This window comes from Microbacterium sp. MTN4-26, from assembly GCF_042846595.1.
Lineage (GTDB): Bacteria > Actinomycetota > Actinomycetes > Actinomycetales > Microbacteriaceae > Microbacterium > Microbacterium luteum.
This window is the reverse complement of record NZ_BTGO01000002.1, coordinates 124,072-149,424: the sequence shown is the minus strand read 5'-3', so window position 1 is coordinate 149,424 and position 25,353 is coordinate 124,072. Positions and strand designations below refer to the sequence as shown.

Annotated in this window: 21 protein-coding genes; 15 read left to right on the top strand and 6 right to left on the bottom strand. The window is 69.5% G+C overall.

Annotated elements, in window-relative coordinates:
• Positions 1–54 precede the first annotated feature (54 nt).
• Positions 55–1,158, bottom strand: coding sequence for a BMP family protein (locus ACGG9C_RS02250; RefSeq protein WP_390178180.1), 1,104 nt, complete (start codon positions 1,156–1,158; stop codon positions 55–57).
• A 135-nt stretch (positions 1,159–1,293) separates the two neighbouring features.
• Positions 1,294–2,409, bottom strand: a complete 1,116-nt coding sequence (locus tag ACGG9C_RS02245) for a mannose-1-phosphate guanylyltransferase (RefSeq protein WP_194383561.1) — start codon at positions 2,407–2,409, stop codon at positions 1,294–1,296.
• 206 nt (positions 2,410–2,615) lie between these two features.
• On the opposite strand from ACGG9C_RS02245, the gene sdhC reads away from it, so the two are divergent.
• The 8 genes from sdhC (at position 2,616) to trpS (ending at position 11,397) form a co-directional block, all read left to right on the top strand.
• Complete coding sequence (sdhC, locus tag ACGG9C_RS02240; protein WP_390178179.1) at positions 2,616–3,050, top strand: succinate dehydrogenase, cytochrome b556 subunit; 435 nt, start codon at positions 2,616–2,618, stop codon at positions 3,048–3,050.
• The gene (locus ACGG9C_RS02235) at positions 3,050–3,496 is read left to right on the top strand and encodes a succinate dehydrogenase hydrophobic membrane anchor subunit (RefSeq protein WP_390178178.1); all 447 of its coding nucleotides are present in this window, start codon (positions 3,050–3,052) and stop codon (positions 3,494–3,496) included. The genes sdhC and ACGG9C_RS02235 overlap by 1 nt, the downstream gene beginning before the upstream one ends.
• Before the next feature lie 36 nt (positions 3,497–3,532).
• A complete protein-coding gene (gene sdhA / locus ACGG9C_RS02230; protein WP_194383563.1) occupies positions 3,533–5,338 on the top strand; it encodes a succinate dehydrogenase flavoprotein subunit in 1,806 nt (601 codons plus the stop codon).
• On the top strand, positions 5,338–6,117 hold the full coding sequence (locus ACGG9C_RS02225; protein ID WP_071044685.1) for a succinate dehydrogenase iron-sulfur subunit: 780 nt from the start codon (positions 5,338–5,340) through the stop codon (positions 6,115–6,117). Before sdhA ends, ACGG9C_RS02225 begins: the two co-directional genes overlap by 1 nt.
• 32 nt (positions 6,118–6,149) lie before the next feature.
• A complete protein-coding gene (locus ACGG9C_RS02220) occupies positions 6,150–7,406 on the top strand; it encodes a YihY/virulence factor BrkB family protein (protein ID WP_390178177.1) in 1,257 nt (418 codons plus the stop codon).
• A gap of 46 nt (positions 7,407–7,452) precedes the next feature.
• Entirely contained in the window at positions 7,453–8,304 is an 852-nt protein-coding gene (locus ACGG9C_RS02215; protein WP_390178176.1) for an exodeoxyribonuclease III, read from the top strand.
• A gap of 139 nt (positions 8,305–8,443) precedes the next feature.
• Positions 8,444–10,363, top strand: a complete 1,920-nt coding sequence (locus ACGG9C_RS02210) for an NHL repeat-containing protein (RefSeq protein ID WP_390178175.1) — start codon at positions 8,444–8,446, stop codon at positions 10,361–10,363.
• A gap of 29 nt (positions 10,364–10,392) precedes the next feature.
• Positions 10,393–11,397, top strand: coding sequence for a tryptophan--tRNA ligase (trpS, locus tag ACGG9C_RS02205; protein WP_075807111.1), 1,005 nt, complete (start codon positions 10,393–10,395; stop codon positions 11,395–11,397).
• Between the two features lie 533 nt (positions 11,398–11,930).
• Here the strand turns inward: trpS and ACGG9C_RS02200 are convergent.
• Entirely contained in the window at positions 11,931–12,752 is an 822-nt protein-coding gene (locus ACGG9C_RS02200) for an endonuclease domain-containing protein (RefSeq protein ID WP_288908798.1), read from the bottom strand.
• An 822-nt stretch (positions 12,753–13,574) separates the two neighbouring features.
• Between ACGG9C_RS02200 and ACGG9C_RS02195 the strand changes: the two genes are divergently transcribed.
• Positions 13,575–14,153 (top strand): GNAT family N-acetyltransferase, encoded by a 579-nt coding sequence (locus ACGG9C_RS02195; protein WP_286718480.1) that lies wholly within the window; start codon positions 13,575–13,577, stop codon positions 14,151–14,153.
• 136 nt (positions 14,154–14,289) lie between these two features.
• Positions 14,290–15,225 (top strand): DNA-formamidopyrimidine glycosylase family protein, encoded by a 936-nt coding sequence (locus ACGG9C_RS02190; RefSeq protein WP_390178174.1) that lies wholly within the window; start codon positions 14,290–14,292, stop codon positions 15,223–15,225.
• Here the strand turns inward: ACGG9C_RS02190 and glpK are convergent.
• The 3 genes from glpK to ACGG9C_RS02175 all read right to left on the bottom strand — a co-directional run bounded on the left by glpK (position 15,208) and on the right by ACGG9C_RS02175 (position 20,505).
• Positions 15,208–16,758 carry a glycerol kinase GlpK gene (glpK, locus tag ACGG9C_RS02185; RefSeq protein ID WP_390178173.1) on the bottom strand — a complete coding sequence of 517 codons (1,551 nt, stop codon included), beginning with the start codon at positions 16,756–16,758 and terminating at the stop codon, positions 15,208–15,210. The genes ACGG9C_RS02190 and glpK overlap by 18 nt on opposite strands.
• A 61-nt stretch (positions 16,759–16,819) precedes the next feature.
• On the bottom strand, positions 16,820–18,658 hold the full coding sequence (locus ACGG9C_RS02180; protein WP_288420089.1) for a dienelactone hydrolase family protein: 1,839 nt from the start codon (positions 18,656–18,658) through the stop codon (positions 16,820–16,822).
• A gap of 125 nt (positions 18,659–18,783) precedes the next feature.
• A complete protein-coding gene (locus ACGG9C_RS02175) occupies positions 18,784–20,505 on the bottom strand; it encodes a glycerol-3-phosphate dehydrogenase/oxidase (protein WP_286795405.1) in 1,722 nt (573 codons plus the stop codon).
• An 83-nt stretch (positions 20,506–20,588) separates the two neighbouring features.
• On the opposite strand from ACGG9C_RS02175, the gene ACGG9C_RS02170 reads away from it, so the two are divergent.
• The 5 genes from ACGG9C_RS02170 (at position 20,589) to ribH (ending at position 25,314) form a co-directional block, all read left to right on the top strand.
• A complete protein-coding gene (locus tag ACGG9C_RS02170; RefSeq protein WP_228480791.1) occupies positions 20,589–21,566 on the top strand; it encodes a sugar-binding transcriptional regulator in 978 nt (325 codons plus the stop codon).
• Between the two features lie 315 nt (positions 21,567–21,881).
• On the top strand, positions 21,882–22,925 hold the full coding sequence (ribD, locus tag ACGG9C_RS02165) for a bifunctional diaminohydroxyphosphoribosylaminopyrimidine deaminase/5-amino-6-(5-phosphoribosylamino)uracil reductase RibD (protein ID WP_390178172.1): 1,044 nt from the start codon (positions 21,882–21,884) through the stop codon (positions 22,923–22,925).
• On the top strand, positions 22,926–23,567 hold the full coding sequence (locus tag ACGG9C_RS02160) for a riboflavin synthase (protein WP_071044675.1): 642 nt from the start codon (positions 22,926–22,928) through the stop codon (positions 23,565–23,567).
• The gene (gene ribA, locus ACGG9C_RS02155) at positions 23,564–24,841 is read left to right on the top strand and encodes a GTP cyclohydrolase II (protein WP_194383571.1); all 1,278 of its coding nucleotides are present in this window, start codon (positions 23,564–23,566) and stop codon (positions 24,839–24,841) included. The genes ACGG9C_RS02160 and ribA overlap by 4 nt, the downstream gene beginning before the upstream one ends.
• Entirely contained in the window at positions 24,838–25,314 is a 477-nt protein-coding gene (ribH, locus tag ACGG9C_RS02150) for a 6,7-dimethyl-8-ribityllumazine synthase (RefSeq protein ID WP_390178171.1), read from the top strand. The genes ribA and ribH overlap by 4 nt, the downstream gene beginning before the upstream one ends.
• Positions 25,315–25,353: the final 39 nt, after the last annotated feature.

Sequence of the window (25,353 nt, the reverse complement as noted above, 5' to 3'; positions counted from 1 at the left end):
GGCGGCCGGACAGATGCACGCATCTGCCCGGCCGCCGGGGTGTTTCCGCGCCGCTTACGGGGAAGCGGGCGACGTGGCGTCGATCGATCCGTCGATGATGCCCGCGCGGATCTCCTCGAGCTCTGCGGCCAGGTCGGGGTCGACCATGTCCTCGAAGTCGTGGAACGACGAGATGCCGACACCGTCGTTCTCGAGGGTTCCGACGAACGGGGTGACGTCGAACTCGTCGTTCGCTGCCTGCACAGCGGCCTCGTACACGGCGACGTCCATCCCCTTGAGGATCGACAGCAGCAGCAGATCGGCGACCGACGGGTCGGTCTCGTAGACGTCGGCGTCGACCCCCATCAGGGCGATGTCGCCACCGGAGTCGCGGATCGCCTCAGCGGCCGACTGGTAGATCGGGCCGCCGACGGGCAGGAGCACGTCGACGTCCTGGTCGATGATGCCCTGGGCGACCTGCTTGGCGCGGTCGTTCGCGGCGAACTCCTCGGTGAACTGGCCCTCCTGGGACTCGATGTCCCAGCCGACGACCTCGACCTCGGTGTCGTTCTGCTCGTTGTAGTACTCCACGCCGAGCTGGAAGCCGTCCATGAAGATCGTCACCGGCGGGATCTTCGCCCCACCGAAGGTGCCGACCTTGCCCGACTCGGTGTACGAGGCTGCGGCGTATCCGCCGAGGAAGGCGGCCTGCGCGGTGTCGAAGACCAGCGGCTTGATGTTCGGGGCGTCGGTCTCGCCGTCGAAGTCGTTGTCGGCCCAGTCGTCGATGATGGCGAACTCGACGTCGGGGTTGGCCTGGGCCGCGGTGACCGTCGGCGCGCTCAGCAGGAAGCCGACCGAGACGATGAAGTCGCAGCCCTCGGCCACGAGGTTGTCGAGGTTCGCCTCGTAGTCGCTGGCCGAGGCGGACTCGGTCGTGGCGATCTCGAAGCCCAGTTCCTCCCTCGCCTGCTCGAGGCCGGCCAGGCCCAGCTGGTTGAAGGACTTGTCGTTGAAGCCGCCCTCGTCAGAGACCATGCAGGCCTTGAAGTCGGACATGCCCTCGGCGGCGGTGTCGGTGGTGTCGTCCTCGGGGGCCGAGCCGCAGCCGGCGAGGGCGACGAGCAGGCCCGCGGCGGCTGTGGCGCCGACGAGCTTCTTGGTGCGTGAGATGGTCAACTCAGCCTCCACATACAGGTCCCGTGACTCTCACGGGGACTGCATCAAGTTACACAGTGCGAAGGAGAATCGACAGAGAGCGGGCACAGTCACCGAGGAATGGTTACAAACCTGCAATAAGCGCTGAAGCGCCGGTCACAGCACGTCGCCCCGACCGGACAGTTTGAGCGCGTCGACGACACCCTTCACCCGTTGCGCGTTCTCGCTCGTGGTGACCAGCAGCGCATCCTCGGTGTCGACGACCACGATGTCGCGCACGCCGATGAGGCTGATCACCCGAGACGTCTGGCTCACCACGATGCCGCTCGCGGCATCCGACAGAATGCGCGCGTTCTCCCCGAGGATCGCGAGGTCGTTGTGGCGGCCGTGCGAGTTGAGCTTGGCGAGGCTGGCGAAATCGCCCACGTCGTCCCAGTCGAAGTGCCCCGGGATAACCGCGAGTGCACCCTTGGCGGCCGCCGGCTCGGCCACGGCGTAGTCGATCGCGATCTTCGTCAGCGACGGCCACACGCGGTCGACGACGGGCCCCCGGCGCTCGCGGTCGTCCCATGCCTCGGCGAGTTCCATGAGCCCGGCGTGCAGATCCGGCTGATTGGCCTCGATCTCGGCGAGCAGCACATCCGCACGCGAGATGAACATGCCGGCGTTCCACAGGTAGGAGCGGTCGGCGAAGTAGGCCCGGGCCGTGTCGAGGTCGGGCTTCTCCACGAAGCTCTGCACGAGGGCCGCCTCGGGAGCTCCGTCGATGACGATGCCGTCGCCCTTCTTGATGTAGCCGAAGCCGATCGACGCCTCCGAGGGCTGGATGCCGATCGTGCAGACGTAGCCCTTGCGAGCCGTCTCCACGGCCTGCCGCACCGCCCAGTCGAACAGGTGCGGCACGCGGATGACGTGGTCGGCCGCGAACGATCCGATGATCACGTCGGGCTCCCGACGGTGCAGGATCGCGGCGGCCAGCCCGATCGCGGCGGCCGAGTCACGCGGCTCGGACTCGAGGAAGACGTTCTTGTCCGGGATCCCCGGCAATTGCTGCTCGACCGCGGCGCGATGCGCACGACCGGTCACCACCGAGATGCGCTCAGCGCCGGCGAGCGGTTCCAGGCGGTCCCACGTGTCGCGCAGCAGCGTCTGCCCCGAGCCGCTCAGGTCGTGCAGGAACTTCGGCGCGTCGGCGCGCGAGAGCGGCCACAGGCGGCTGCCGATCCCTCCGGCTGGGATGACGGCGTAGAAGTCGGCGATCGGCTCAGGCATGCGGCAAGGGTAGCGGCCGTGAGTGTCGGGGATGTGTCGCCCCGCTCGACCGGACAGATCTCTCGACGTCGAGAGAGTTAGGTCGCCCTAATCGCCGGAATCCCGCGGCGCCGAATAAGCTGGGACAGCGCCCGTGTGACGCAGGGGACCGTCGTCCCCGAAGGGGCATACCGCCCTCACCGTGTACGAGTCCAGGGAGGACGACCGTGTCTGCTCCAGCACGCGAGGTACCGACGGTGTCGCAGACGACATCGCGAGTGCCCCGAGGAACCCTCTATCGCGGCAACGAGGGGATGTGGTCCTGGGTCCTGCACCGCATCACCGGCGTCGCGATCTTCTTCTTCCTGCTCGTGCACGTGCTCGACACGTCGCTGATCCGCGTGTCGCCCGAGGCATACGACATCGTCATCGGCGCGTACAAGAACCCGCTGATGGGCATCGGCGAGGTCGCCCTGGTCGGCGCCATCGCGTATCACGCCTACAACGGGCTGCGCATCATCCTCGTCGACTTCTGGTCCAAGGGCGCGCGCTACCAGCGGCAGCTGTGGTGGGGAGTCCTGGGGCTCTGGGCGGTGACGATGGCCGGATTCGTTCCGCGTCACCTCATCAACGTCTTCGCCGACCTGGGAGGGGGCCACTGATGTCCGCCACCATCGCCGACCCGCGCTCGGCCCGCCCGGCCAGCCGCCGTCGCGGCAACCTCGAGAAGTGGGGCTGGATGTACATGCGCGCCTCGGGCGTGCTGCTGGTGGTGCTCATCTTCGGCCACCTGTTCGTCAACCTCATGACCGGCGACGGCATCCACCAGATCGACTTCGCGTTCGTGGCCGGAAAGCTCGCCAGCCCGTTCTGGCAGTGGTGGGACGTGCTCATGCTGTGGCTCGCCCTCATCCACGGCGCGAACGGCATGCGCACCATCGTGAACGACTACGTGACCCACAAGACCACGCGGAACGTGCTGGTGTGGGCGGTGTGGCTCGCCGCGGGCTTCCTCATCGTCCTCGGCACCCTGGTGGTCTTCACCTTCGACCCGTGCCTCGGCGTCACCTCGGACAGCTCCCTGTGGGCGATGTGCCAGGCCGCGTGAGCGACGAGAACCCTTCAGAGACGGAACAACAAGCCTGTGACCACTGAGACAGCGGACAGCTACGTCAAGGACGGCGTCCACTACCACCAGTTCGACATCGTGATCGTCGGCGCCGGCGGCGCCGGCATGCGGGCGGCGATCGAGGCCGGACCGGGTGCGAAGACCGCGGTCATCTCCAAGCTCTACCCCACGCGCTCCCACACCGGCGCGGCGCAGGGCGGCATGGCCGCGGCCCTCGCGAACGTCGAAGAGGACTCGTGGGAGTGGCACACCTTCGACACCGTCAAGGGCGGCGACTACCTCGTCGACCAGGACGCGGCCGAGATCCTCGCGAAGGAGGCCATCGACGCGGTCATCGACCTCGAGAACATGGGGCTTCCGTTCAACCGCACCCCCGAGGGCAAGATCGACCAGCGCCGTTTCGGCGGGCACACCGCCGAGCACGGCAAGAACCCGGTGCGCCGCGCGTGCTACGCGGCCGACCGCACGGGTCACATGATCCTGCAGACGCTGTTCCAGAACTGCGTCAAGCTCGGCATCAACTTCTTCAACGAGTTCTACGTGCTCGACCTGCTCACGGTGAAGGATGCCGACGGCGCGACCAAGGTCTCCGGCGTCGTCGCGTACGAGCTCGCCACCGGCGACCTGCACGTGTTCCAGTCCAAGGCGGTCGTCTTCGCCACCGGCGGGTTCGGCAAGATCTTCAAGACGACCTCCAACGCCCACACGCTCACCGGCGACGGCGTCGGCATCGTGTGGCGCAAGGGCCTGCCGCTGGAGGACATGGAGTTCTTCCAGTTCCATCCGACGGGCCTTGCCGGCCTCGGCATCCTGCTCACCGAGGGCGCCCGCGGCGAGGGCGCGATCCTGCGCAACGCGTCTGGTGAGCGCTTCATGGAGCGCTACGCCCCGACGATCAAGGACCTCGCGCCGCGCGACATCGTCGCCCGCTGCATGGTGCAGGAGGTCGCGGAGGGCCGCGGCGCCGGGCCCCACAAGGACTACGTGCTCCTGGACTGCACGCACCTGGGCGCCGAGGTGCTCGAGACCAAGCTCCCCGACATCACCGAGTTCGCCCGCACGTACCTCGGCGTCGACCCGGTCGTCGAGCCGGTGCCGGTGATGCCGACCGCGCACTACGCGATGGGCGGCATCCCGACCAATGTCGCCGCCGAAGTGCTCAGCGACAACGACACCGTCGTTCCGGGCCTGTACGCCGCGGGAGAATGCGCGTGCGTGTCGGTGCACGGCTCGAACCGCCTGGGCACCAACTCGCTGCTCGACATCAACGTCTTCGGCAAGCGCGCCGGGCGCAACGCCGTCGCCTACGTGCAGGACGCGGAGTTCGTGCCGCTCCCCGAGGATCCCGCCGGCGCCGTGCGCGACCTGATCGAGGGCCTGCGCGCGGGCACCGGCACGGAGCGCATCGCGGTGCTGCGCAAGACCCTGCAGGACGAGATGGACAAGAAGGCCCAGGTCTTCCGCACCGACGAGTCGCTCGGCGAGATGCTCGAGACGATCGAGGAGCTCCGCGAGCGGTTCAAGAACATCCACGTCGACGACAAGGGCAAGCGGTTCAACACCGACCTTCTCGAGGCCGTCGAGCTCGGGTTCCTCCTCGACATCGCCGAGGTCGTCGTGGTCGCGGCCCGCAACCGCAAGGAGAGCCGCGGCGGGCACATGCGCGACGACTTCCCCAAGCGCGACGACGAGAACTACATGCAGCACACCATGTCGTACCTCACCGGCGACCCCCACTCGTCGCACGCCGACGATCACATCTCGCTGGGCTGGAAGCCCGTCGTGATCACCCGCTACCAGCCGATGGAGAGGAAGTACTGATGTCAACCGCACTGGTCGACCCCGACGCCATCGCCGACATCGAGGCGGACGACGACACCGGGGTGCAGGCGTTCCTCGTCACCTTCATCATCCGCCGGTTCGACCCCGAGGTCGACGCCGAGCCGCGCTGGGTCGACTACGACGTCGAGCTGTTCTCGACCGACCGTGTCCTGGATGCGCTGCACAAGATCAAGTGGGAGGTCGACGGTTCGCTGACCTTCCGCCGCTCGTGCGCCCACGGCATCTGCGGCTCCGACGCGATGCGCATCAACGGTCGCAACCGGCTGGCGTGCAAGACGCTCATCAAGGACCTCGACATCTCGCAGCCGATCTACGTCGAGGCGATCAAGGGCCTTCCGCTGGAGAAGGACCTCGTGGTCGACATGGAGCCCTTCTTCGCCTCGTACCGCGAGGTGCAGCCCTTCCTCATCTCGAACTCGGCCCCGGAGCCCGGGAAGGAGCGCGTGCAGTCCATCAAGGACCGCGCGATCTTCGACGACACCACCAAGTGCATCCTCTGCGCGGCGTGCACGTCGTCGTGCCCGGTGTTCTGGACCGACGGCCAGTACTTCGGGCCCGCCGCGATCGTCAACGCCCACCGGTTCATCTTCGATTCGCGCGACGACGCGGGCGACGTGCGGCTGGACATCCTCAACGACAAGGAAGGCGTGTGGCGCTGCCGCACGACCTTCAACTGCACCGAGGCGTGTCCGCGCGGCATCGAGGTGACCAAGGCGATCGCCGAGGTCAAGCAGGCGGTCCTGCGCGGTGGCGCGTGAGGGGCGCCCTCGTCGCGTCATAGTCTGAGGGTGTGAGACGCTCGCGGCACGGTCATCCGGAGACCCCCGGCACCGGGGATCCGCGTGAGATGACCGTCGCCGAGGCGACCCACGAGGAGCAGACGCTCCGAGCGCGGTGGGAATCCACGCAGGAGGTGCTGCGCGAGAGGTTCGAAGAGCCGATCGGGCGCGCGACCACCCTCACGCGCAAGACGCTCGCGTGGTTCCCCGTCCGGGTGTGGCGGCACTTCCTGCAGCACAACGGGTTCCTCCTCGCCGCGGGCGTGAGCTACCAGGCGCTGTTCGCGATCTTCGCCACCATCTACGTCGCCTTCGCGGTCGCGGGCCTGTGGCTCGGGGGCAGTCCCGAGGCGATCGACGCGATGATCCGCGCGATCAACAGCTACATCCCCGACCTCATCAGCGACGACGGCGAGGGCCTGTTCACCACGGCGCAGGTGACCGAGATCGCCACCAGCAGCACCGGCGTGCTCGGCATCACCGGCATCGTCGCACTGGTCACCCTGATCTGGACGGCGATCGGGTTCATCACGTTCGCCCGCCGCGCCGTGCGGGACATCTTCGGCATTCCCCCGGATCGCCGCAGCTATTTCCTGCTCAAGGCGAGGGATCTGCTGGCTTCGGCGATCTTCGGGGCCGCGCTCCTGGTGGGATCGGGCCTCGGGTTCGTGGGCACGTGGGCGCTCGGGCTGCTGTTCGACCTGCTCGGGTGGCCGACGACGTCGACGATCTACAACGTGCTCGGTCAGGCTGCGGCGCTGCTGGTGTCGTTCCTGCTGTTCTCAGCGGCACTCGCGTCGCTGGTGAAGTTCCTCACCGGCACCTCGCTGCGGTGGCGGCAGATCATCCCCGGCGCGGTGCTCGGGGGCGCCGCGATCACGGTGCTGCAGATCGGAGCCGGCTGGCTGCTGATCTACACGCCTTCCAACCCGCTGCTGGCGACGTTCGCGATCTTCGTCGGGCTGCTGCTGTGGTTCCGCATCATCGGGGTCATCATCCTCGTGGCGTCCTCGTGGATGGCGGTGGCCGCCACCGACGAGGACCTGCCGATTCTTCAGCGCACCGAGGAGGAACGACTCGCAGCGGAGCATGCGGCGCTCCTCACGGCGGCGCGCGTACGCCTGCGCAGCGCGCGTGCGGGGGCCGCCTCGGCGCCCTGGTACCGGCGCATCGCCGCGCGCCGCGCGGTGGCCGATGCCGAGAAGGAGCTGGCCGAGGTCGAGCGCTCCGCTCCCCCGCCGCCGAAGCGCGGCTCCCTCTTCGAGTAACGCCGTCGCCGCGGGCATGTCGGATGGCGCCGTTAGGCTGGCGGGCGTGTCTGAGCTCCTTCGCATCGCCTCCGTCAACGTCAACGGCATCCGGGCCGCCGTCCGCAAGGGGATGATCGAATGGCTCGACGCCACCGAGGTCGACGTGCTCGCGCTGCAGGAGGTGCGCGCCGACGCCGACCAGCTCGCGCACGCGCTGCCCGGGTGGGAGATCGTCGCTGACGAGTCGACGGCGAAGGGGCGCGCCGGCGTCGCCATCCTCACCCGCACCCCCGTGGCCGCCGTGCGCACCGAGCTGGGCGCGCCCGAGTTCGATTCCGCCGGCCGCTGGATCGAGGCCGACCTCGTCGTCGCCGGGGAGAGCCTCACGGTCGTCAGCGCCTACGTGCACACCGGCGAGGCCGAAACTCCCCGCCAAGACGAGAAGTGGGCCTTCCTCGACGCGATGGACGAGCGTCTCCCGGCGCTCCGCGCCGCATCCCCGCTCTCCCTCGTCATGGGCGATCTCAACGTCGGTCACCGGGAACTCGACATCAAGAACTGGCGAGGCAATAGGAAGAAGAGCGGATTCCTCCCCCGCGAGCGCGCCTACTTCGACCGTTGGCTCGCAGCCGAGGGTACCGAGGTCGAGGCCGTCGACGGCACACGCGGCACCGGCCTCGGCTGGGTCGACGTCGGCCGCCGCCACCACGGCGACGTGGAGGGGCCCTACACCTGGTGGTCCATGCGCGGTCGCGCGTTCGACAACGACACCGGATGGCGCATCGACTACCACCTCGCCACCCCGGAGCTCGCCGACCGGGTCGAGGGCTACCGCATCGATCGCGCACCCACGTGGGACACCCGGTGGAGCGACCACGCGCCGGTGATCGCGGACTATCGGATCGGATCCGTCTGACCGCGCCCTGACAGGGACCCGATGGGACGGCCGATGGGATCGATAACTATGGCGTCACGGCTTGCTATGTTCGCACGTCGCCGGGGTGGTGGGCCTCGATAGGGTGGGCCCGGACCATAACGACCACTGGGAGGTACGGATGGGTTATCGGAGTGCGCACGCGCGCGTCGCCACCGCATTGCTGGCCGCGACAGCCGTCGCACTCACCGCGTGCACCGCGGTGGAATCCGAACCGTCCGCAGACGGTCTTCACGGGCACGTCGCGCCCGTCGTCGAGGGCGCTGACACCGGCGACTGGGCGCTGACGGCGTGGGCCGTCGGCGCCGGTGAGCCGATCGAGCTCGGCCGGACCACGACCGAAGAGGACGGCGCCTTCCACCTCGATCCGGTCACGCTTCCCGAGGACCGCATCCTGCTCGTCGAAGCCGCGCACGGCGGGGCCGAGCGGGCCGACCTGGTCGCGGTGAGCGCATCCGATGACCTCACCGAGCTGACCCTCAACGAACGCACCACCGTGGCGGCCGCCTACGGTCTCGCCCAGTTCTTCGGACGCGAGCTCCCCTCGGGCGAGAACCCGGGCCTCGCCAACGCGACCGCGATGGCCGGCAACCTCGCCGACCCCGCGACCGGCGCCTACGGTGAGGTGTTGATGACCTCGCCGAACGCGTACGAGACGCAGACGCTGCCGGCCTTCACGTCGCTGTCGAACATCGTCGGCGCCTGCCTCGTCGATCGCGAGGTTTGTCACGACGTGTACGCGGCGGCGGGCGTCGACGACACCGCCTCGATGGCGTCCGCGATCGCCACCATCGCCCGCGATCCGTCTGCCGCGGCCGAGGAGCTCTTCGAGCTTTCGCAGCTCGAGCAGGGAGACCGCCCCGGGCTGGATGCGGCCCCCGCGGCGTGGACGCTCGCGCTGCGCTTCGACGGCGACGGCACCGATCTCGCCGGACCAGGGAACTTCGCCATCGATCCCGACGGCAACATCTGGATCAACAACAACTACGAGTACAACGCCGACCCGCAGACCCCGGTCTGCGGCAGCGACCAGATGTTCAAATTCTCGCCGACCGGTGCTCTCCTGGAGACGTACGAGGGCGGCGGCCTGTCGGGCTCGGGATACGGCATCGAGTTCACCGCGGACGGTCTGCTCTGGTTCAGCAACTTCGGGTTCGCCGCCGCCGCACCCGGGTGCCCCGAAGACGAGCAGCCGCCGCACAACAGCATGTCGCTGTTCACGTACGACGGTGAGGCACTCTCCCCCGATACGGGATTCACGGCGGGCGACCTCAGCTGGCCGCAGGGCATCGAGGTGTCCGACAACGGAGATGTATGGATCGCCAGCTGCGGGAACGACTCCGTCTCGGTGTATCCCGGCGGCGACCCCGAGTCCGCCGAGAACTTCGCCGATCTCGGACTCGAGCAGCCGTTCGACGTCGTCGACAACGGCGAGCACATCTTCGTCAGCGGGATCGCGAACAACACCGTCGCCGTGCTCGACCGCGACGGCACTCCGGTCGACGGCTCGCCGCTGACCGACCCCGGCTTCCAGAACCCGATGGGGCTGGCCACCGATGCCGACGGCAACGTCTGGGTGGCCAACTCCGGCACGACGACCCTGCCGTGCCCGGAGCGTCCGGCCGACGCGGAAGGCACCCCCTCGGTGTCGATGATCAGTGCCGACGGGTCGACCGTGTCATCCGCGTTCACGGGCGGCGGTGTGACCCGTCCGTGGGGCGTCACGACCGACGGCGACGGAAACGTCTGGGTCGCGAACTTCGCCGACCAGCGCCTTTCGGCCTTCTGCGGGGCGCAGGCGGAGACCTGCCCTCGCGGCCTGGAGACCGGCGAGGCGATCTCGCCCGACGACACCGGCTACGCCTTCGACGGATTCACCCGCAACACCGGCCTCGCCGTCGATCCATCCGGAAACGTATGGGTCGCCAACAACTGGGAGAACGTCCCGGTGCAGACCAATCCCGGCGCGCACCAGATCGTCGCGTTCGTCGGTGCTGCCGCGCCGCTCCCGGTGGCGCCGTTCACCGGGTCCGGCGAATGAGCCGGCGAGCGCGCCCATAGGATTGTCGGGTGAACAAACCGCGGCTCTACTCCGGAATGCAGCCCTCGGCCGACTCCCTCCAGATCGGCAACTACATCGGGGCTCTCATGCAGTGGCGCGACCTGCAGGAGTCGTATCAGGCCTTCTTCTCCGTCGTCGACCTCCACGCGCTCACCCAGCCGAACGACCCGGCCGAACTGCGCGCGAAGACCCGTCGCACGGCGGCGCAGTACATCGCCGCCGGCATCGAGCCCGCCAAGTCGACCCTGTACGTGCAGTCGCACGTGCCCGCCCACGCTGAACTCGCCTGGGTGCTCTCCACCGTCACCGGTTTCGGCGAGGCGGGCCGCATGACCCAGTTCAAGGACAAGTCCTCCCGCTACGGCAGCGACGCGACGTCGGTCGGGCTGTTCACCTACCCGGTGCTGATGGCCGCCGACATCCTGCTCTACCAGACCGACATCGTGCCGGTCGGCGACGACCAGAAGCAGCACGTCGAGCTCACCCGCGACCTCGCGGAGCGTTTCAACTCGCGCTTCGGGAAGACCTTCCAGGTGCCGATGCCGGTCATCCAGCAGGACACCGCGCGCATCTACGATCTGCAGAACCCGACCGCCAAGATGTCGAAGTCTGCCGAGTCCGACGCCGGGGTTCTGTGGCTGCTCGACGACCCGGCGGCATCGGCGAAGAAGATCATGCGCGCCGTCACCGACTCCGAGGGTGCTGTGCGGTACGACCGCGAGAACAAGCCCGGCGTCTCCAACCTGCTGGTGATCTTCGCGGCGCTCACGGGGCGACAAATTCCGGCGATCGAAGACGAATTCTCCGGCCGCGGTTACGGCGACTTCAAGAAGGCCCTCGCCGAAGTCGTCGTGACGGAGTTCGGACCGGTCCGCGAGCGCGCGCTGGCCCTGCTCGATGACCCGGCCGAGCTCGATCGGGTCCTGGCGGCCAACGCCGCGAAGGCCGAAGAGGTCGCCGACCGCACGCTGGCCGCGGTCTACGACAAGATCGGCCTCCTCCGCCGCGTCTGAGCCGCGGGTAGCGGCGTGGTGCGGTGCGGCCCGCCGTGGGCGGCGGCGCCGGTGCGGTGCGGCTCGGTTCGATCCCACCCCGCCTCGTGCCGCCCCGACTCGTGCCACCTCGCCTCGTGATCGGGCCGCCAGGGTGGTGGATCGCGCCGCCTGCCTCGCCACGTGCCACCTCGCCACGTGCCACCTCGCCTCGTGCACGAACTCAGGCTGAGCGAGCGCCAGCTTCCGGCGTCACCGCGTCGTGACGCGGCTGTGCCCCGCGCCCGCGTTGCACAGCCTGAGTACGTGCCTCGCGGCCGGCATTTCCACCGGACTGCCCGCCGAGCGACCCCGCCGCCCGGCCGTCGCTCCCTGATGGGAACCGGCCCGCCTCGACCCACCCGCCACGTGCCCGGACTCAGGCTGAACTCATCGCCGCTCGAGGTTTCCTGCGTCATGACGCGGCGGCCGATCAGCGGCGCGCGGCACAGCCTGAGTACGTGCCTGGCGGCCGGCGACACCGCAGCTGGCGCCGCAACCGGGACGATGGGACCTCACGCCCCGGTGCTGATACGACCGTCGCGGCGTGAGGCGAGCAGTCCACGCAGGCCTTCGGCGACTTCGTCGGGCTGGTACATGATCTGAGCGGCGGTCACGCGCCAGGTCACGTATCCACGTTGCGCGAGCGCCAGGTCGCGGCGCCGATCCTTCAGCTGCTGACGCCATGACGAGTGGAACTCCTCGCTGTCGCACTCGATCACGAGCCAGCCGTCGACGACGAGGTCGACCCGCCCGACCCCGCGCATCACCACCTGCAGCTCATAGGTCGCTCCTGTCGCCCGCACCATCAACCGCATGAGTGTCTCGCTGCCGGACTCGGCCCGCCCATCGAGGAGATCGCGGACGATGCCGTATTTCGCCGGAAGCGCGGCGAAGATCTCAGCGATCTCAGACGCTCCGACAAGGCCACGATGAAGCGCACTGTCGAGCGTCGCGACAGCGTGACGGGCGGGTTGGCAGAGCACGGCGTGGACGAGCGCATCCACCACATCCACACAAACATCACCCGTGCCGAGTGGACGAAGGAGCGGCAGCCAATGGAGCACGACACCCACCGAGACTCGCCCCCTGAGCGGAGTGAATCGGTCGTGGGGCGAGCGCATGCGACTCGCGTTCCCCGGAAGGTGCACGTGCAGCCCCTCGCCGGTGACCACGAAGACCTCGAGGAGCCGCAAGAGAGCGAGGCAGGTCAGTCGCCCACCGACCCGCACGGCTCGGATGAGGTCGGCTGGAGCGGACGACGGGAGGTAACGGTCTCGACGGGCACGGACGAGCACACCATCATCGACCGCGGCGCGGATAGCGCGGCGCGACATCCCTTCCGCCGTGAGCTCTGCACGTGTCCATGTCCGCCAGTCCGTCTGCATGACCAGCATCGTCGCGGCCCCTCGCGCCCGCTCACGCCATGCCGCCTTCGCCTGGGGATGACCTGCATCACGACGGCGCCTGTGCAGGGGAACACGTGCCCGAACGCAGGCTGCGCGCCACGGCCGTCGGCGTGTCACCCCGTCCGCGTCCGTCTCAGCCTGAGTTGGGACACCGGATCGGGTGCGGGGGCGCATGCAGCCCGGACGGGGGAACGGGCGGTGCGGCGTGCACGAATTCAGGTCCAGGGCCACCGCCAGCGGCGTGTCGGCGCCGTCCCGCACCTCCCAACCTGAGTTGGGTCACGAACAAGAGGGCTGACGGTCGGGGAGCCGCACGGAGAGACGTGCCGGGTGGGCAATTGAACCGGGCGGGAGACACGAGGCGGGAACCGGGCAGCGGGACGGCAGGGCAGCGCCGCAGCGTGCCGCCCTGGCATCACCTTCCCCGCACTCCTGAGCACCAACTCAGGCTGAGAATCACCGCTAACGGCGTGTTGGCACCGTCTGGCGCCTCACAGCCTGAGTTGGGGCACCAACGTAGCGAGAGACAGACGGGACAGCCAGGCAGGAGACGGACGGGGTTCCGGGCAGGAGACGGACGGGGCAACTGGGCAGGCAGGCGGGGCTGAGGAATGGCGGGGCGGGCGGAGGGATGGCAGGGCGGGGCTGAGGAATGGCGGGGCGGGCGGAGGAATGGGAGGGCGACGCAGGGCGGAGGAATGGGAGAGCGACGCAGGGCGGAGGAATGGGAGGGCGACGTAGGGTGGGGAGATGCGCGCCGTCGACCTGGCCACCGAACGCTTCGTGCTGACGGCGCCGGAGGCGGCCGACGTCGACGCCGTGTTCGCCGCATGCCAGGATCCGGAGATCCAACGGTGGACGACGGTGCCCGCGCCGTACGAGCGACACCACGCCGAGGAGTTCTGCACCGGAGCCGAAGATCGCTGGCGCACCGGCGTCGAGCAGACGTGGGCGATCCGCGAGGGCACGGCACTGCTCGGCGTCGTGGGGCTGAACCGCACGTCCGCGGACTCCGCCGAACTCGGATACTGGATCGCGCCCGCCGCGCGCGGCCGCGGCGTGCTCGTCGAAGCCGCCCGGGCCGCGCTCGACTGGGGGCTGGACCCGGCAGGTGGCGCCTACGCACGGATCGGATGGCGCGCCGCGGTCGGCAACCTCGCCTCGGCACGTGCCGCTCGCGCACTCGGATTCCACTTCGAAGGCATGTCGCGGATGGCGCTCCCCAGCCACCGCGGCCGGGAAGATGCGTGGCTCGCCGGCCTGCTGCCGGGCGATGACCGCTCCCCGCAGCCGTGGCCGATCCTGGAGCCGTCGGCGACCGCGTCCTGACCGTGTCGCGCCACGCGCCAACCCGCCGACGCCCGCCTGACGGATCCCTCCCGCGATCCGGCGGCCGGCACCAGCCTGCGCCCCGCCGCCGACCCCTGCCCGCCCAGCGGCCGCCCCGCCGTGCCAGGATGAGGGCATGCCCGAGATGCCGGAGGTGCAGGGACTCGTCGACTACCTCGACGGGCGGATCACCGGACTGACCGTCACCAAAGTCACCGTCACGAACATCGCGGCCCTGAAGACCTACGACCCGCCGGTGCAGTCGCTGCACGGCGCGGAGATCACGGGCGTGAGTCGACACGGCAAGTTCCTCGACGTCGCCGCAACCACCGCAACCGCCCCAACCGCCCCAGCCACAACCGACGTTGCCACAGCCACCCCCACCGCAACGACGGATGACGCCGTCCTGCACCTGGTCTTCCACCTCGCCAAGGCCGGATGGCTCCGCTGGTACGACGCCCTGCCGGCGACGGCTCTCCGCCCGGGCAAGTCCCCCATCGCCGCGCGCGTCGCCCTGTCGGACGGGTCCGGCTTCGACCTCACCGAGGCGGGCACCAAGAAGTCGCTGTCGGTGTCGATCGTGCGCAACCCGGCGGATATGCCCGGCGTCGCCCGCCTCGGGCCCGACCCGCTCGATCCGGCCTTCACCGTCGACACCCTCGCGGGCGTGCTCGCCGGTCGTCGCACGCAGATCAAGGGCGTGCTGCGCGACCAGAGCCTCATCGCCGGGATCGGCAACGCCTACTCGGATGAGATCCTGCACGCCGCGCGGATGTCGCCCTACGCGCTGGCGTCGTCGCTCGACGCCGACACCGTCTCGCACCTGTACGAGGCGATGCAGGCGACGATCGCGGAGGCCCTCGCCGCCGCGTCGGGGAAGCCACCGGCCGACCTCAAGGACGCCAAGCGCCGCGGCATGAAGGTGCACGCCCGGCGCGGCGAGGCGTGTCCGGTCTGCGGCGACGAGGTGCGCAGCGTCTTCTTCGCCGACAACTCCCTCGAGTACTGCCCGACGTGCCAGACCGGCGGCAAGATCCTCGCCGATCGCCGCCTGTCACGACTGCTGAAGTGACCCGCCGTCGTCGGTCGTGCCCATGAGCACGCGCGCGTCGTCATCGACCCAGTCCAGGGACTTCGACACGGCCTTGCGCCACAGCCGACGTCGCCGGTCGCGCTCGTCGGTGCTCATGCGCGGCTCGAACCGGCGGTCCTCGCGCCAGTGCGCCCGCAGCTCGTCGTGGTCGGCCCACACTCCGGTGGCAAGGCCGGCCGCGTAGGCCGCGCCGAGCGCCGTGGTCTCGACCACCTGCGGGCGCACGACCGGGATGCCGAGGATGTCGGCCTGGAACTGCATGAGCAGGTCGTTCTTCGTCATGCCGCCGTCCACCCGCAGCTCCTCGAGCGGGTGGCCGGTGTCGGCCTCGACGGCCTCGATGACATCCCACGACTGGAAGGCGGTCGACTCGAGGGCCGCGCGAGCGATGTGATGCCGGTTGACGTAGCGGGTGAGCCCGACGATGGCCCCGCGCGCATCCGGACGCCAGTGCGGGGCGAACAACCCGCTGAAGGCCGGCACGAAGTATGCGCCGCCGGCGTCGTCGACGCCTCCGGCGAGCTCCTCGACCTCGTCGGAGGAGCGGATGAGGCCGAGGTTGTCCCGCAGCCACTGCACGAGCGATCCCGTCACCGCGATCGACCCCTCGAGGGCGTAGCGCGCCGGCTCCTCACCGATCCGGTAGGCGACGGTGGTGATGAGACCGTTGCCCGAACGGACGATGTCGGTGCCGGTGCCCACGAGCAGGAAGTTCCCGGTGCCGTACGTGTTCTTCGACTCCCCCGGTTCGAACGCAGCCTGGCCGAACGTCGCCGCCTGCTGATCGCCGAGGATCCCCGCGATCGGGATCCCGGCGGCCTGGGCGGGCTCGACCACCTCGCCCACGACGGCGGAAGACGGGCGGATGCCGGGCAGCATCGAACGGGGGATGTCCCACATCCGCAGCATCTCGTCCGACCAATCGAGGGTCTCGAGATCCATCAACAGCGTGCGGCTGGCGTTGGTGACATCGGTGATGTGCTCGCGCCCGTCGGTGAGCTTCCAGATCACCCACGAGTCAGGCGTTCCGAACAGCAGGTCACCGGCCTCGGCGGCCCCGCGGGCGCCCTCGACGTTGTCGAGGATCCAAGCGATCTTCGAGGCGGAGAAGTAGGTGGCCAGCGGAAGCCCGGTCGTCCCGGCGAAGCGGTCCACGCCGCCGTCGGCGGCGAGACGGTCGACGCGCGGCTGGGTTCGGGTGTCCTGCCACACGATCGCGTTGGCGATCGGGCGTCCGGTGCGACGGTCCCACACCACAGCGGTCTCGCGTTGGTTGGTCACGCCGATGCCGGCGATGTCGCCCGCGGAGAGGCCGGACTGCTCCAGCACCGCTTCGAGGACCCACGACGTGTTGGTCCAGATCTCCTCGGGGTCGTGCTCGACCCAACCCGCTTTGGGGAAGATCTGCTCGTGCTCGCGCTGTGCGCTCGTGACGACGGATCCTCGGGCATCGAACACGATCGCCCGGGTCGAGGTGGTCCCCTGATCGATCGCGATCACGTGTTCGGCCACGTCGCCTCTTTCTTCTCGGATGGGATGCGGAGCACCCGTGGACCGGGTGCCCCGCATCGGGTCATACGACGTACGTCAGCGTATTCGACGCGGAGACCATGGCGACGGCGGCCGCCATGATCAGCCCGCCGATGTACGGGTTGGACGTCTCTCGGTAGATCTTCCGCGACACGATCGCCGCGACGGGGAGGATCACCAGGACCGGGAACAGCCAGATGCTGAAGATGCCTCCGAAGCCCGGGATGAGGTGACCGCTTGCCGCGAAGGTCACGTACTGCGCGATGACCAGGACGAGCGGACCCAGCGCGTTGAAGAACGCCAACAGGGCAGTGTTGATCCACTCGCGACCACCGATGGTCACACGGTTGAAGACGTTCACGGCGACGGAGTTCGCGACAAAGTAGATCACGAATAGCGGCAGAACGATCAGCGCGAGGCCGATCTTGTCGGGAGTGAACGCCCGCACCGCGAGGACCCACAGGCGGAAGTCGGTCTGGAAGAAGTAATCCACGACGAACACGAGTCCAAACGCCGCGACGACGGTCAGCAGCGCGACGGCGACACCGGCGCCGAACGGCCGCCATCCCTGCCAGAGACCGCGGGCGGCGAGGCCGGAGTTCGAGCCACGCATCGTGAACCACCACGCGGCCAACAGCACCAGGAGGGTGAAGACGCCGTTGACGGCGGCCCAGAACCCGATGAAGTACGGCGGGGTCTGCGGGATGAACGCCGGCACGAGACCGGTGAAGGCCTGCTGGCTCAGCCACACGTACGTGACGGCGCTGACGACGGCGGACACCGCCAGGCCACCCCAGAACCACAGCTTCGCAGCGCGTCCGGCCAGTGGTTGCGCGTCAGGGGCGGGGAGGCGAGCTGCTGCGAACATCTTCGTCGTCACCAGAGCACGGGCGAACGCCACGAGGAAGATTCCGAATCCGATGAGTCCGAGAGTGTTGAAGAAGACCTTCCACTGCCACACCTGATTGGCGGCGTCGATCGGATTCGGCGACTCGAACACGGTGTCGAAGAATTCCACCAGGTCGCCTGCCGCCGTCGCGGACGTGTGGGACCACGGGTGAGTCTGGTCGAGGCTGTAGATCACGCGGGAGCTGTCGGTGCCGTCGATCGCCTCGTCGTAGTAGACCCCGGCCTCGCGCTCGTCGGTGAACGACGACGGATCGGCTCCGAAGTGCAGGAAGGACTGCGCGTTATCGGTCGAGACGTAGTCCCGAGGGGCGGTGAGCACGACGCCGTTCTCGTCGTAGGTGCGGAAGAAGAACTCGTCGTACTTCGCCTGGATGAGTCCCGTGTCGCGGGCGCCGTAGATGTTGACCCACTGCCCCGTCTCGGGATTCTGGTAGATCGGGTCGTTGTCGACCAGCAGCACGGCGGCGATGAGCGGCTCGTCGGCTTCGTTGTCCTCGAGCACGGAGAAGTTCGCGGCACGGGCGCCGTTGGAGTGACCTGTCACGCCGATCTCCTCAGCGTCGACGTATGGCAGGTCATGCATGAGCTTGACGGCGTCGTACATGCCGGTGCCGGCGACGGCCTCCTCGCCGGGGACGAGCCAGTCGCTGTCGCCGTGGCCGTACATGTCGATCGACATGACCACGAATCCTCGCCGCGCAAGCTCGACGTAGTTCAGGTCCTGCATTTCACGGTTGTTGAACCAGCCATGGCTGGCGACGACACCCGGGGCGGGGTTGTCGGCGGTGGCACTCTCAGGGATGTAGAGCAGTGCGCTCATCGCCTTCCCGGTGGGCGTCTCCCAGCGCAGATCCTTGATCTCGACGCTTCCGGCGTCGGTCTGGACGAGCGAAGCCCCGACGCCGGACACGGCGACGAGGATCAGGGAGAGCACCAGCCAGAAGGCATTCCGGCGGTACAGCTGCGGTTTCACGTGGACACTCCTTCGTGAGTCGGGTGGAGTCGAAGGATCGATCACGTCACCGTGAGATCCTGCGACTCCGGAACCCTAGCCAGCGGGTGAACACCGTCGCAACCGCCGTGCACATATGTGCATTCTCACGCCGGAATGTTCGCGTCGGCCGACGCCTGCCATCCGTGGAGGGCGGCCAACTGATCCATCGTGCGCGCGATCTCGGAGCCGACGCGGGCCTCATCCCACCCCAGGACCGGCGCGACGGCCTCGGCGACCTCGGCAAAGATCTCGCGGGACAGCCGCCCGGTGAAAGCGAGGTCCGAGCGCCGCTGAAGCAGGTCGGCGAGGCGCTCGACATCCTCGGTGACCGCGAGGAAGCGCAGTTCTCCCGTCGAGAAGTCCGGGAGGGTCTCGAGCGCGCGATCGTCATCATCTTCGACGATCGCGTCGATCACGTCGCGCGCGATCGTGCCGTAGCGAGCAAGCAGGACGGCCGCGCGCTCGCGTCCGACACCGTCGGCGTGGCGTTCCACCCACGCCTGGCGCGACCGCTCGTCAGCCGGGTATCCCTTGCCGCCGCCGATCGCGAGGCCTCGCGTGGTCACCGAGCGCTCGCGACCGAGCTCTTTCAACGTGTCGTCGGAGAGGTGCTCCGCCGACGCGCGGAAGGTCGTCCACTTGCCGCCGACCAACGTGATCAGACGCGGCCCATCCGCGACCAGCTCGCCATGCTCGACGCGGTAGTCGCGAGAGACGAAGCCGGGCGGCAGGTCCTCGTGGCTGGGCAGCGGCCGCACGCCGCTGAAGCGGTAGACGATCTGAGACCGGTCGACGGCGATGTCGGGCAGCACCTGCGCGATGAGGTCGATGAAGTAGTCGACCTCGTCTTCCGTGCACACCGCCGGCTCCGTGATGTCGTGCTCGAGGTCGCTCGTGCCCACCAGCACGCGGCCCTTGAGGGGGTGGATGAGCACGATGCGTCCGTCGCTGTTCTCGAAGAACAGCTCGCGCCCGCCGGTCGCGTCCAGCAGCTCGGGGTGATCGAGGACGATGTGCGACCCCTTCGTCCCGGCCATGTAGCGGGTCTCTCGACCCAGTGCGTCGTTGACGAGGTCGGCCCAGGGACCCGCCGCGTTGATGACGATCTGGGCGGAGAAGGGGATCCGCCGCCCGGTCGGCCCGTCTTCGAGCACCACCTGGTCGCCGTCGATGGCAACAGCGGCCGTGTAGTTGACCGCGCGGGCGCGGTCGCCCCCGGCGGCGCGTGCGTCGCGAACGAGGTCCTGCCCGAGGCGCTCCGGGTCCCGGATCGCGGCGTCCCAGTACGTCGCGGTGTACTTCACGCCGGGACCGAGATCCGGCAGCACGCGAAGCGAACGCTTGCGCCCGTGGAACTCGTGCCGGGGAACGCGTCCGCCGTTGCGGGAGAAGGCGTCGTAGATCGTCAGTCCGACCTTGATCAGCAGCGCACCGCGCTCCTTCGGCTTTCCCGACCGATGCGTGAGCATGCGCAGCGGGGCATTGAACAGCCCCGAGAAGGCCGAGTGAATCGGGATGGTCGTCTGCAGCGGCTTGACGTAGTGCGGCGCCGTGCCGATGAGGTCGTTGCGCTCGCGGACGGCCTCGTGGACGAGGCGGAATTCCCCGTTCTCGAGGTAGCGCACCCCGCCGTGGATCATGTGGGACGACCCGGCCGAGGCGCCGCTGATGAAGTCGTTCTTCTCGACGAGGGCGACATCCACCCCCTGCAGCGCGAGGTCGCGGAAGGTGGCGACACCGTTGATGCCGCCGCCGATGATCAGAACCTCGGCGTGAGGCCGGGCAGCGAGGTCGGTGCGGAGGGAGGGCGCGTTTCGATCCGTCATGGTCGTCCTTTCGATCCGGTATCCATCATCACACCGCTGCGCGATATTTCAGCGGGTCTGCACACATGTGCAACCATGTCGTCATGGACGATATCGACGACGGGCGCGAAGGCGCATTCCGTGTAGACCGCGCGCACACCGCGGCGCACCTGTACTACGTGCAGAACCGCACCATGGATGCGATCGCCCGGGAATTGCGCACCTCGCGCTCGACGGTCTCTCGGCTGCTCTCCTACGCGCGCGCCCAGGGCATCGTCGACATCAGGATCCGCTCGCCGCACGAGGCCCCTCATACGCTGGAGTCGCGCATCGCGACGCGCCTCGGCGTCACCGCGCACGTGGTGCCGATGCCCGGCGACCTGCCCGAAGCGGAACGTCTGGCGCGCGTCGCCCTCGGCGCCGCCCACGTGATCCACGACTTCGTGCACTCGGAGCTCACCGTCGGCGTCGCATGGGGGTCGACGCTGGCCGCGGTCAGCACGCACCTCATTCCGAAACCCGTGCACGACACCACCTTCGTGCAGCTGAACGGCTCGGGGAACACGCATACGACCGGCCTGCTCTACGCCAGCGAGATCCTCAGCCGCTTCGGCGAGGCGTACCGCGGAAGCGTGCAGCAATTCCCGGTCCCGGCGTTCTTCGACGACCCCGAGACCAAGCGCCTGCTGTGGCGCGAGCGCAGCACGCGGCGCATCCTCGAGACGCAGGACAAGATGGGCCTCGTGCTCTTCAGCGTGGGGTCCGCGTCGGCGCGGGTACGCAGCCACGTATACTCCGGCGGATTCCTCGACCCGTCCGATCTCGGCGCCCTCGCCCGGGACGGTGTGGTCGGCGACGTCGCCACGGTCTTCTTCCGCGCCGACGGGTCCAGCGACGGCATCGCCCTGAACGAACGTGCGACGGGCCCCGACTTCGCGGCGCTGCGGCAGGTTCCGCGGCGCTGCTGCATCGTGGCGGGCGAGTCGAAGCTCGCGAGCCTGCGCGGCGCAATCGCGGCGGGCCTGGTGACCGACCTCGTCATCGACGAGGGAACGGCTCGCGCCCTGGTGGAGGACGACTGACGGCCGGGGTGTTACCTCGCGCATCGGGAATGAATGCCCGCGCGTGCGGTTGACCTAGAATGAGTGTCGACGTGCTCCGGGGTCGGTGAGAATCCGAACCGGCGGTGAAAGTCCGCGACCCCGCCTCGAGATCCGAACGGACGACGATGCGGGTTGATCCGGTGGAATTCCGGAACCGACGGTGATGCGACGGGGAAACCCGACGCGAGTCCGGATGGGAGGTGGCACGAGCGACGCTGACGCGTCGCCGCTTCCCGTCTTCCGTGTGCGCGATGATCTGCAGCAGCAGAGGTCAGACGGACGAGGAGATGACGGATGCCGGCCACCGCGGCGGAGAAGAGCGCGATGCGCCGCGCCCTCGACCTCGCCCTACGCGGCCCGCGAGGCGCGAACCCCCAGGTCGGCGCGGTCATCCTCTCCCCCGACGGTGAGATCCTCGCCGAGGGGTGGCACCGCGGCGCCGGCACCGCGCACGCCGAGGTCGACGCCCTGTCGCACCTGTCCGACGGTGCCGCGCGCGGCGCCACGGCCGTGGTCACCCTCGAGCCCTGCAATCACACCGGGCGCACCGGACCGTGCAGCGAAGCGCTCATCGCGGCGGGCATCGCCCGCGTCGTGTTCGCCGTCGACGACCCGGGAGAGGCATCCTCCGGCGGTGCCGATCGACTTCGCGCCGCCGGCATCGACGTGGAGCCGGCCGTTTTCGCCGCCGACGGCACCGACCTGCTCGGGTCATGGCTCGCGGTGCAGCGCCTCGGGCGTCCGCACGTGACGGTGAAGTGGGCGCAGTCACTCGACGGACGAGCCGCCGCCGCCGACGGCACGAGCCAGTGGATCACGGGCTCCGCGGCACGCGAAGACGTGCACCGCCGCCGCGCGGCGGCCGACGTCATCGTCGCCGGCATCGGCACGGTGCTCGCCGACGACCCCGCCCTCACCGCCCGCACCCCCTCCGGCGCGCTGCACGACTCCCAGCCGGTGCCGCTCGTGCTCGGGCGCCGCGACATCCCGCACGATGCGGCCGTGCGCCGGCATCCCCGCCCGTTCCTCCAGCGCGCGGGCGACGACCTGCCCGCGGTGCTGGCGGAGCTGCGCGGCCTCGGCTTCCATCGGGTGTTCGTCGAGGGCGGGCCCGCCGTCGCCTCGGCGTTCCTGCGCGCCGGCCTCGTCGACGACGTGATCGTCTACGTCGCCCCGGTGCTGCTCGGCGGTGCACGGCTCGCCCTGGGCGAGATCGGCGTGCCGACCATCGGGTCGGCCCTGCGGCTCGACACCGTCTCGATCGACCGACTCGGCGACGACGTGCGGATCATCGCCCACCCCTCCTCCGCCACGGCGGATCCGACGAAAGGCGCGTGAATGTTCACCGGAATCATCGAAGAACTCGGCGAGATCACCGACGTGGCGCTTTCCGGCGACGGCGTCCGGCTGACGGTGCGCGCGCCGATCGCGGTCTCCGACGCCTCCCACGGCGACTCCATCGCCGTCTCCGGCGTCTGCCTCACCGTCGTCGAGCAGGCCGCCGACGGGTTCACCGCCGACGTCATGAAGCAGACGCTCGACATGTCCACCCTCGCCGGGGCGGCGCCGGGTCGCCGGGTGAACATCGAGCGGGCCACCGCGACCGGCGGGCGCCTCGGCGGCCACATCGTGCAGGGACACATCGACGGCACCGGCGAGGTGCTCGAGGTGCGGCCCGGTGCGCAGTGGCTCGTGCTGCGGATCGGCCTGCCCGCTCACCTCGCGCCCCTCGTCGTCGACAAGGGCTCCATCGCCGTCGACGGGGTCTCCCTCACCGTCAGCTCCGCGAGTGCCGCCGACGCCGACGCGCCGTGGTTCGAGGTCTCCCTCATCCCCGAGACCCTCACGGCCACCACCCTCGGCGAGCGCGCGGCCGGTGACCGCGTGAACCTCGAGACCGACATCCTCGCGCGCCACGTGCAGCGACTCCTCGCCTTCGCGCCGACCGCCGGCGCAGATCCGGAAGGAGGCTCCCGATGAGCCTTTCCCCCATCTCCGACGCCCTCGACGCCCTACGCGCGGGACGCCCGGTCATCGTCGCCGACGACGAGAACCGCGAGAACGAAGGCGACGTCATCCTGTCCGCGCAGCTGGCGACGCCGGAATGGATCGCGTGGACCGTCCGATGGTCCAGCGGCTTCATCTGCGCGCCGATGCCCGCCGATCGCGCCGACGCCCTCGACCTGCCGCCGATGGTGGAGACCAACCAGGACGCCCGCGGCACCGCGTACACCGTGAGCGTCGACGCGGCCGACGGCATCACCACGGGCATCAGCGCCGCCGACCGCGCGCACACCCTCAACGTGCTGGCGAACCCCGCGTCGACGCCGTCGAGCGTGATCCGCCCCGGACACATCCTGCCGCTGCGCGCCGTTGACGGCGGCGTGCGGGAGCGCGGCGGACACACCGAGGCCGCCGTCGAGCTCATGCGGCTCGCGGGGCTGGAACCGGTGGGAGCGATCGCCGAGATCGTCGCGGAGGACGGGTCGATGATGCGCCTTCCCGGTCTGATCGAGCTCGGTCGACGCGACGGCGTGCCGGTGATCACGATCGAGCAGCTCATCGCGCACCTCGGGGAGGTCGACCCCGACGGCACCCGGTCCGGCCACGCGCATCGCCGCCGCGTGAGCCTGCGCGCGGAGTCGCGCGTTCCCACCTCCCACGGCGAGTTCCGCTTCCTCGCCTACAAGGACCGCGTGACCGGCACCGACCACATCGCCGTCGTCTCCGGCGACCTCTCCTCCGACGCCCCGCTCGTGCGGGTGCACTCGGAGTGCCTCACCGGTGAGGCGTTCGGATCGCTGAAGTGCGAGTGCGGATCGCAGCTGGATGCCGCCCTCGACGCGATCGAGCAGGACGGCGGCGTCGTGGTCTACATGCGCGGTCACGAAGGACGCGGCATCGGCCTCATCAACAAGCTCCGCGCCTACGGGCTGCAGGAGCGCGGCTACGACACCGTCGACGCCAACCTCGAGCTCGGGCTGCCGGCCGATGCGCGCGACTACGCCGCGGCCGCGGGCATCCTCGCCGACCTCGGCGTCGAGCGCGTGCGCCTGCTCACCAACAACACCGACAAGGTCAGCCAGCTGCGCGAACTCGGACTCGACATCGTCGAGCAGGTGCCGCTGCTGGTCGGCGTCGGACCCAACAACCACCAGTACCTCGCCACCAAGCGCGACCGCATGGGACACATCATCGCCGAGGAGGACCTCGCCGACGCGGTCGCGCAGATGAAGGAAGGAGCCGGCGCATGAGCGGCACCGGAGCACCCCAGACCCCCGCCCCCGTCGACGCGACGGGGCTCTCCGTCGTCGTGATCGCCGGCACGTGGCACGACACCATCACCGACGGGCTCGTCGCCGGCGCTCGACGCGTGCTGGATGCCAGCGGCGCCGACCACCGCCTCGTGCGCGTGCCCGGCTCGTTCGAGCTCGCCCTGGCGGCGCAGGCCGCCTTCGCGGGCGGGGCCGACGCGGTCGTGGCACTGGGCGTGATCATCCGCGGCGGCACGCCGCACTTCGACTTCGTCGCCGCCGCCGCCACCGACGGACTCACCCGCGTGTCGCTCGACGCCGGCAGACCCGTCGGGTTCGGCGTGCTCACCCTCGACGACGAACAGCAGGGACTCGACCGGGCGGGCCTGGAGGGCTCGAAAGAGGACAAGGGTGCGGAAGCGGCGGACGCCGCGGTGCGCACCGCTCTGGTCGCCCGCGCGCTGCGCGGCTGACGGGGCGACGGTGAGGTCGTCCTTGCTGGCGGCCTCGCA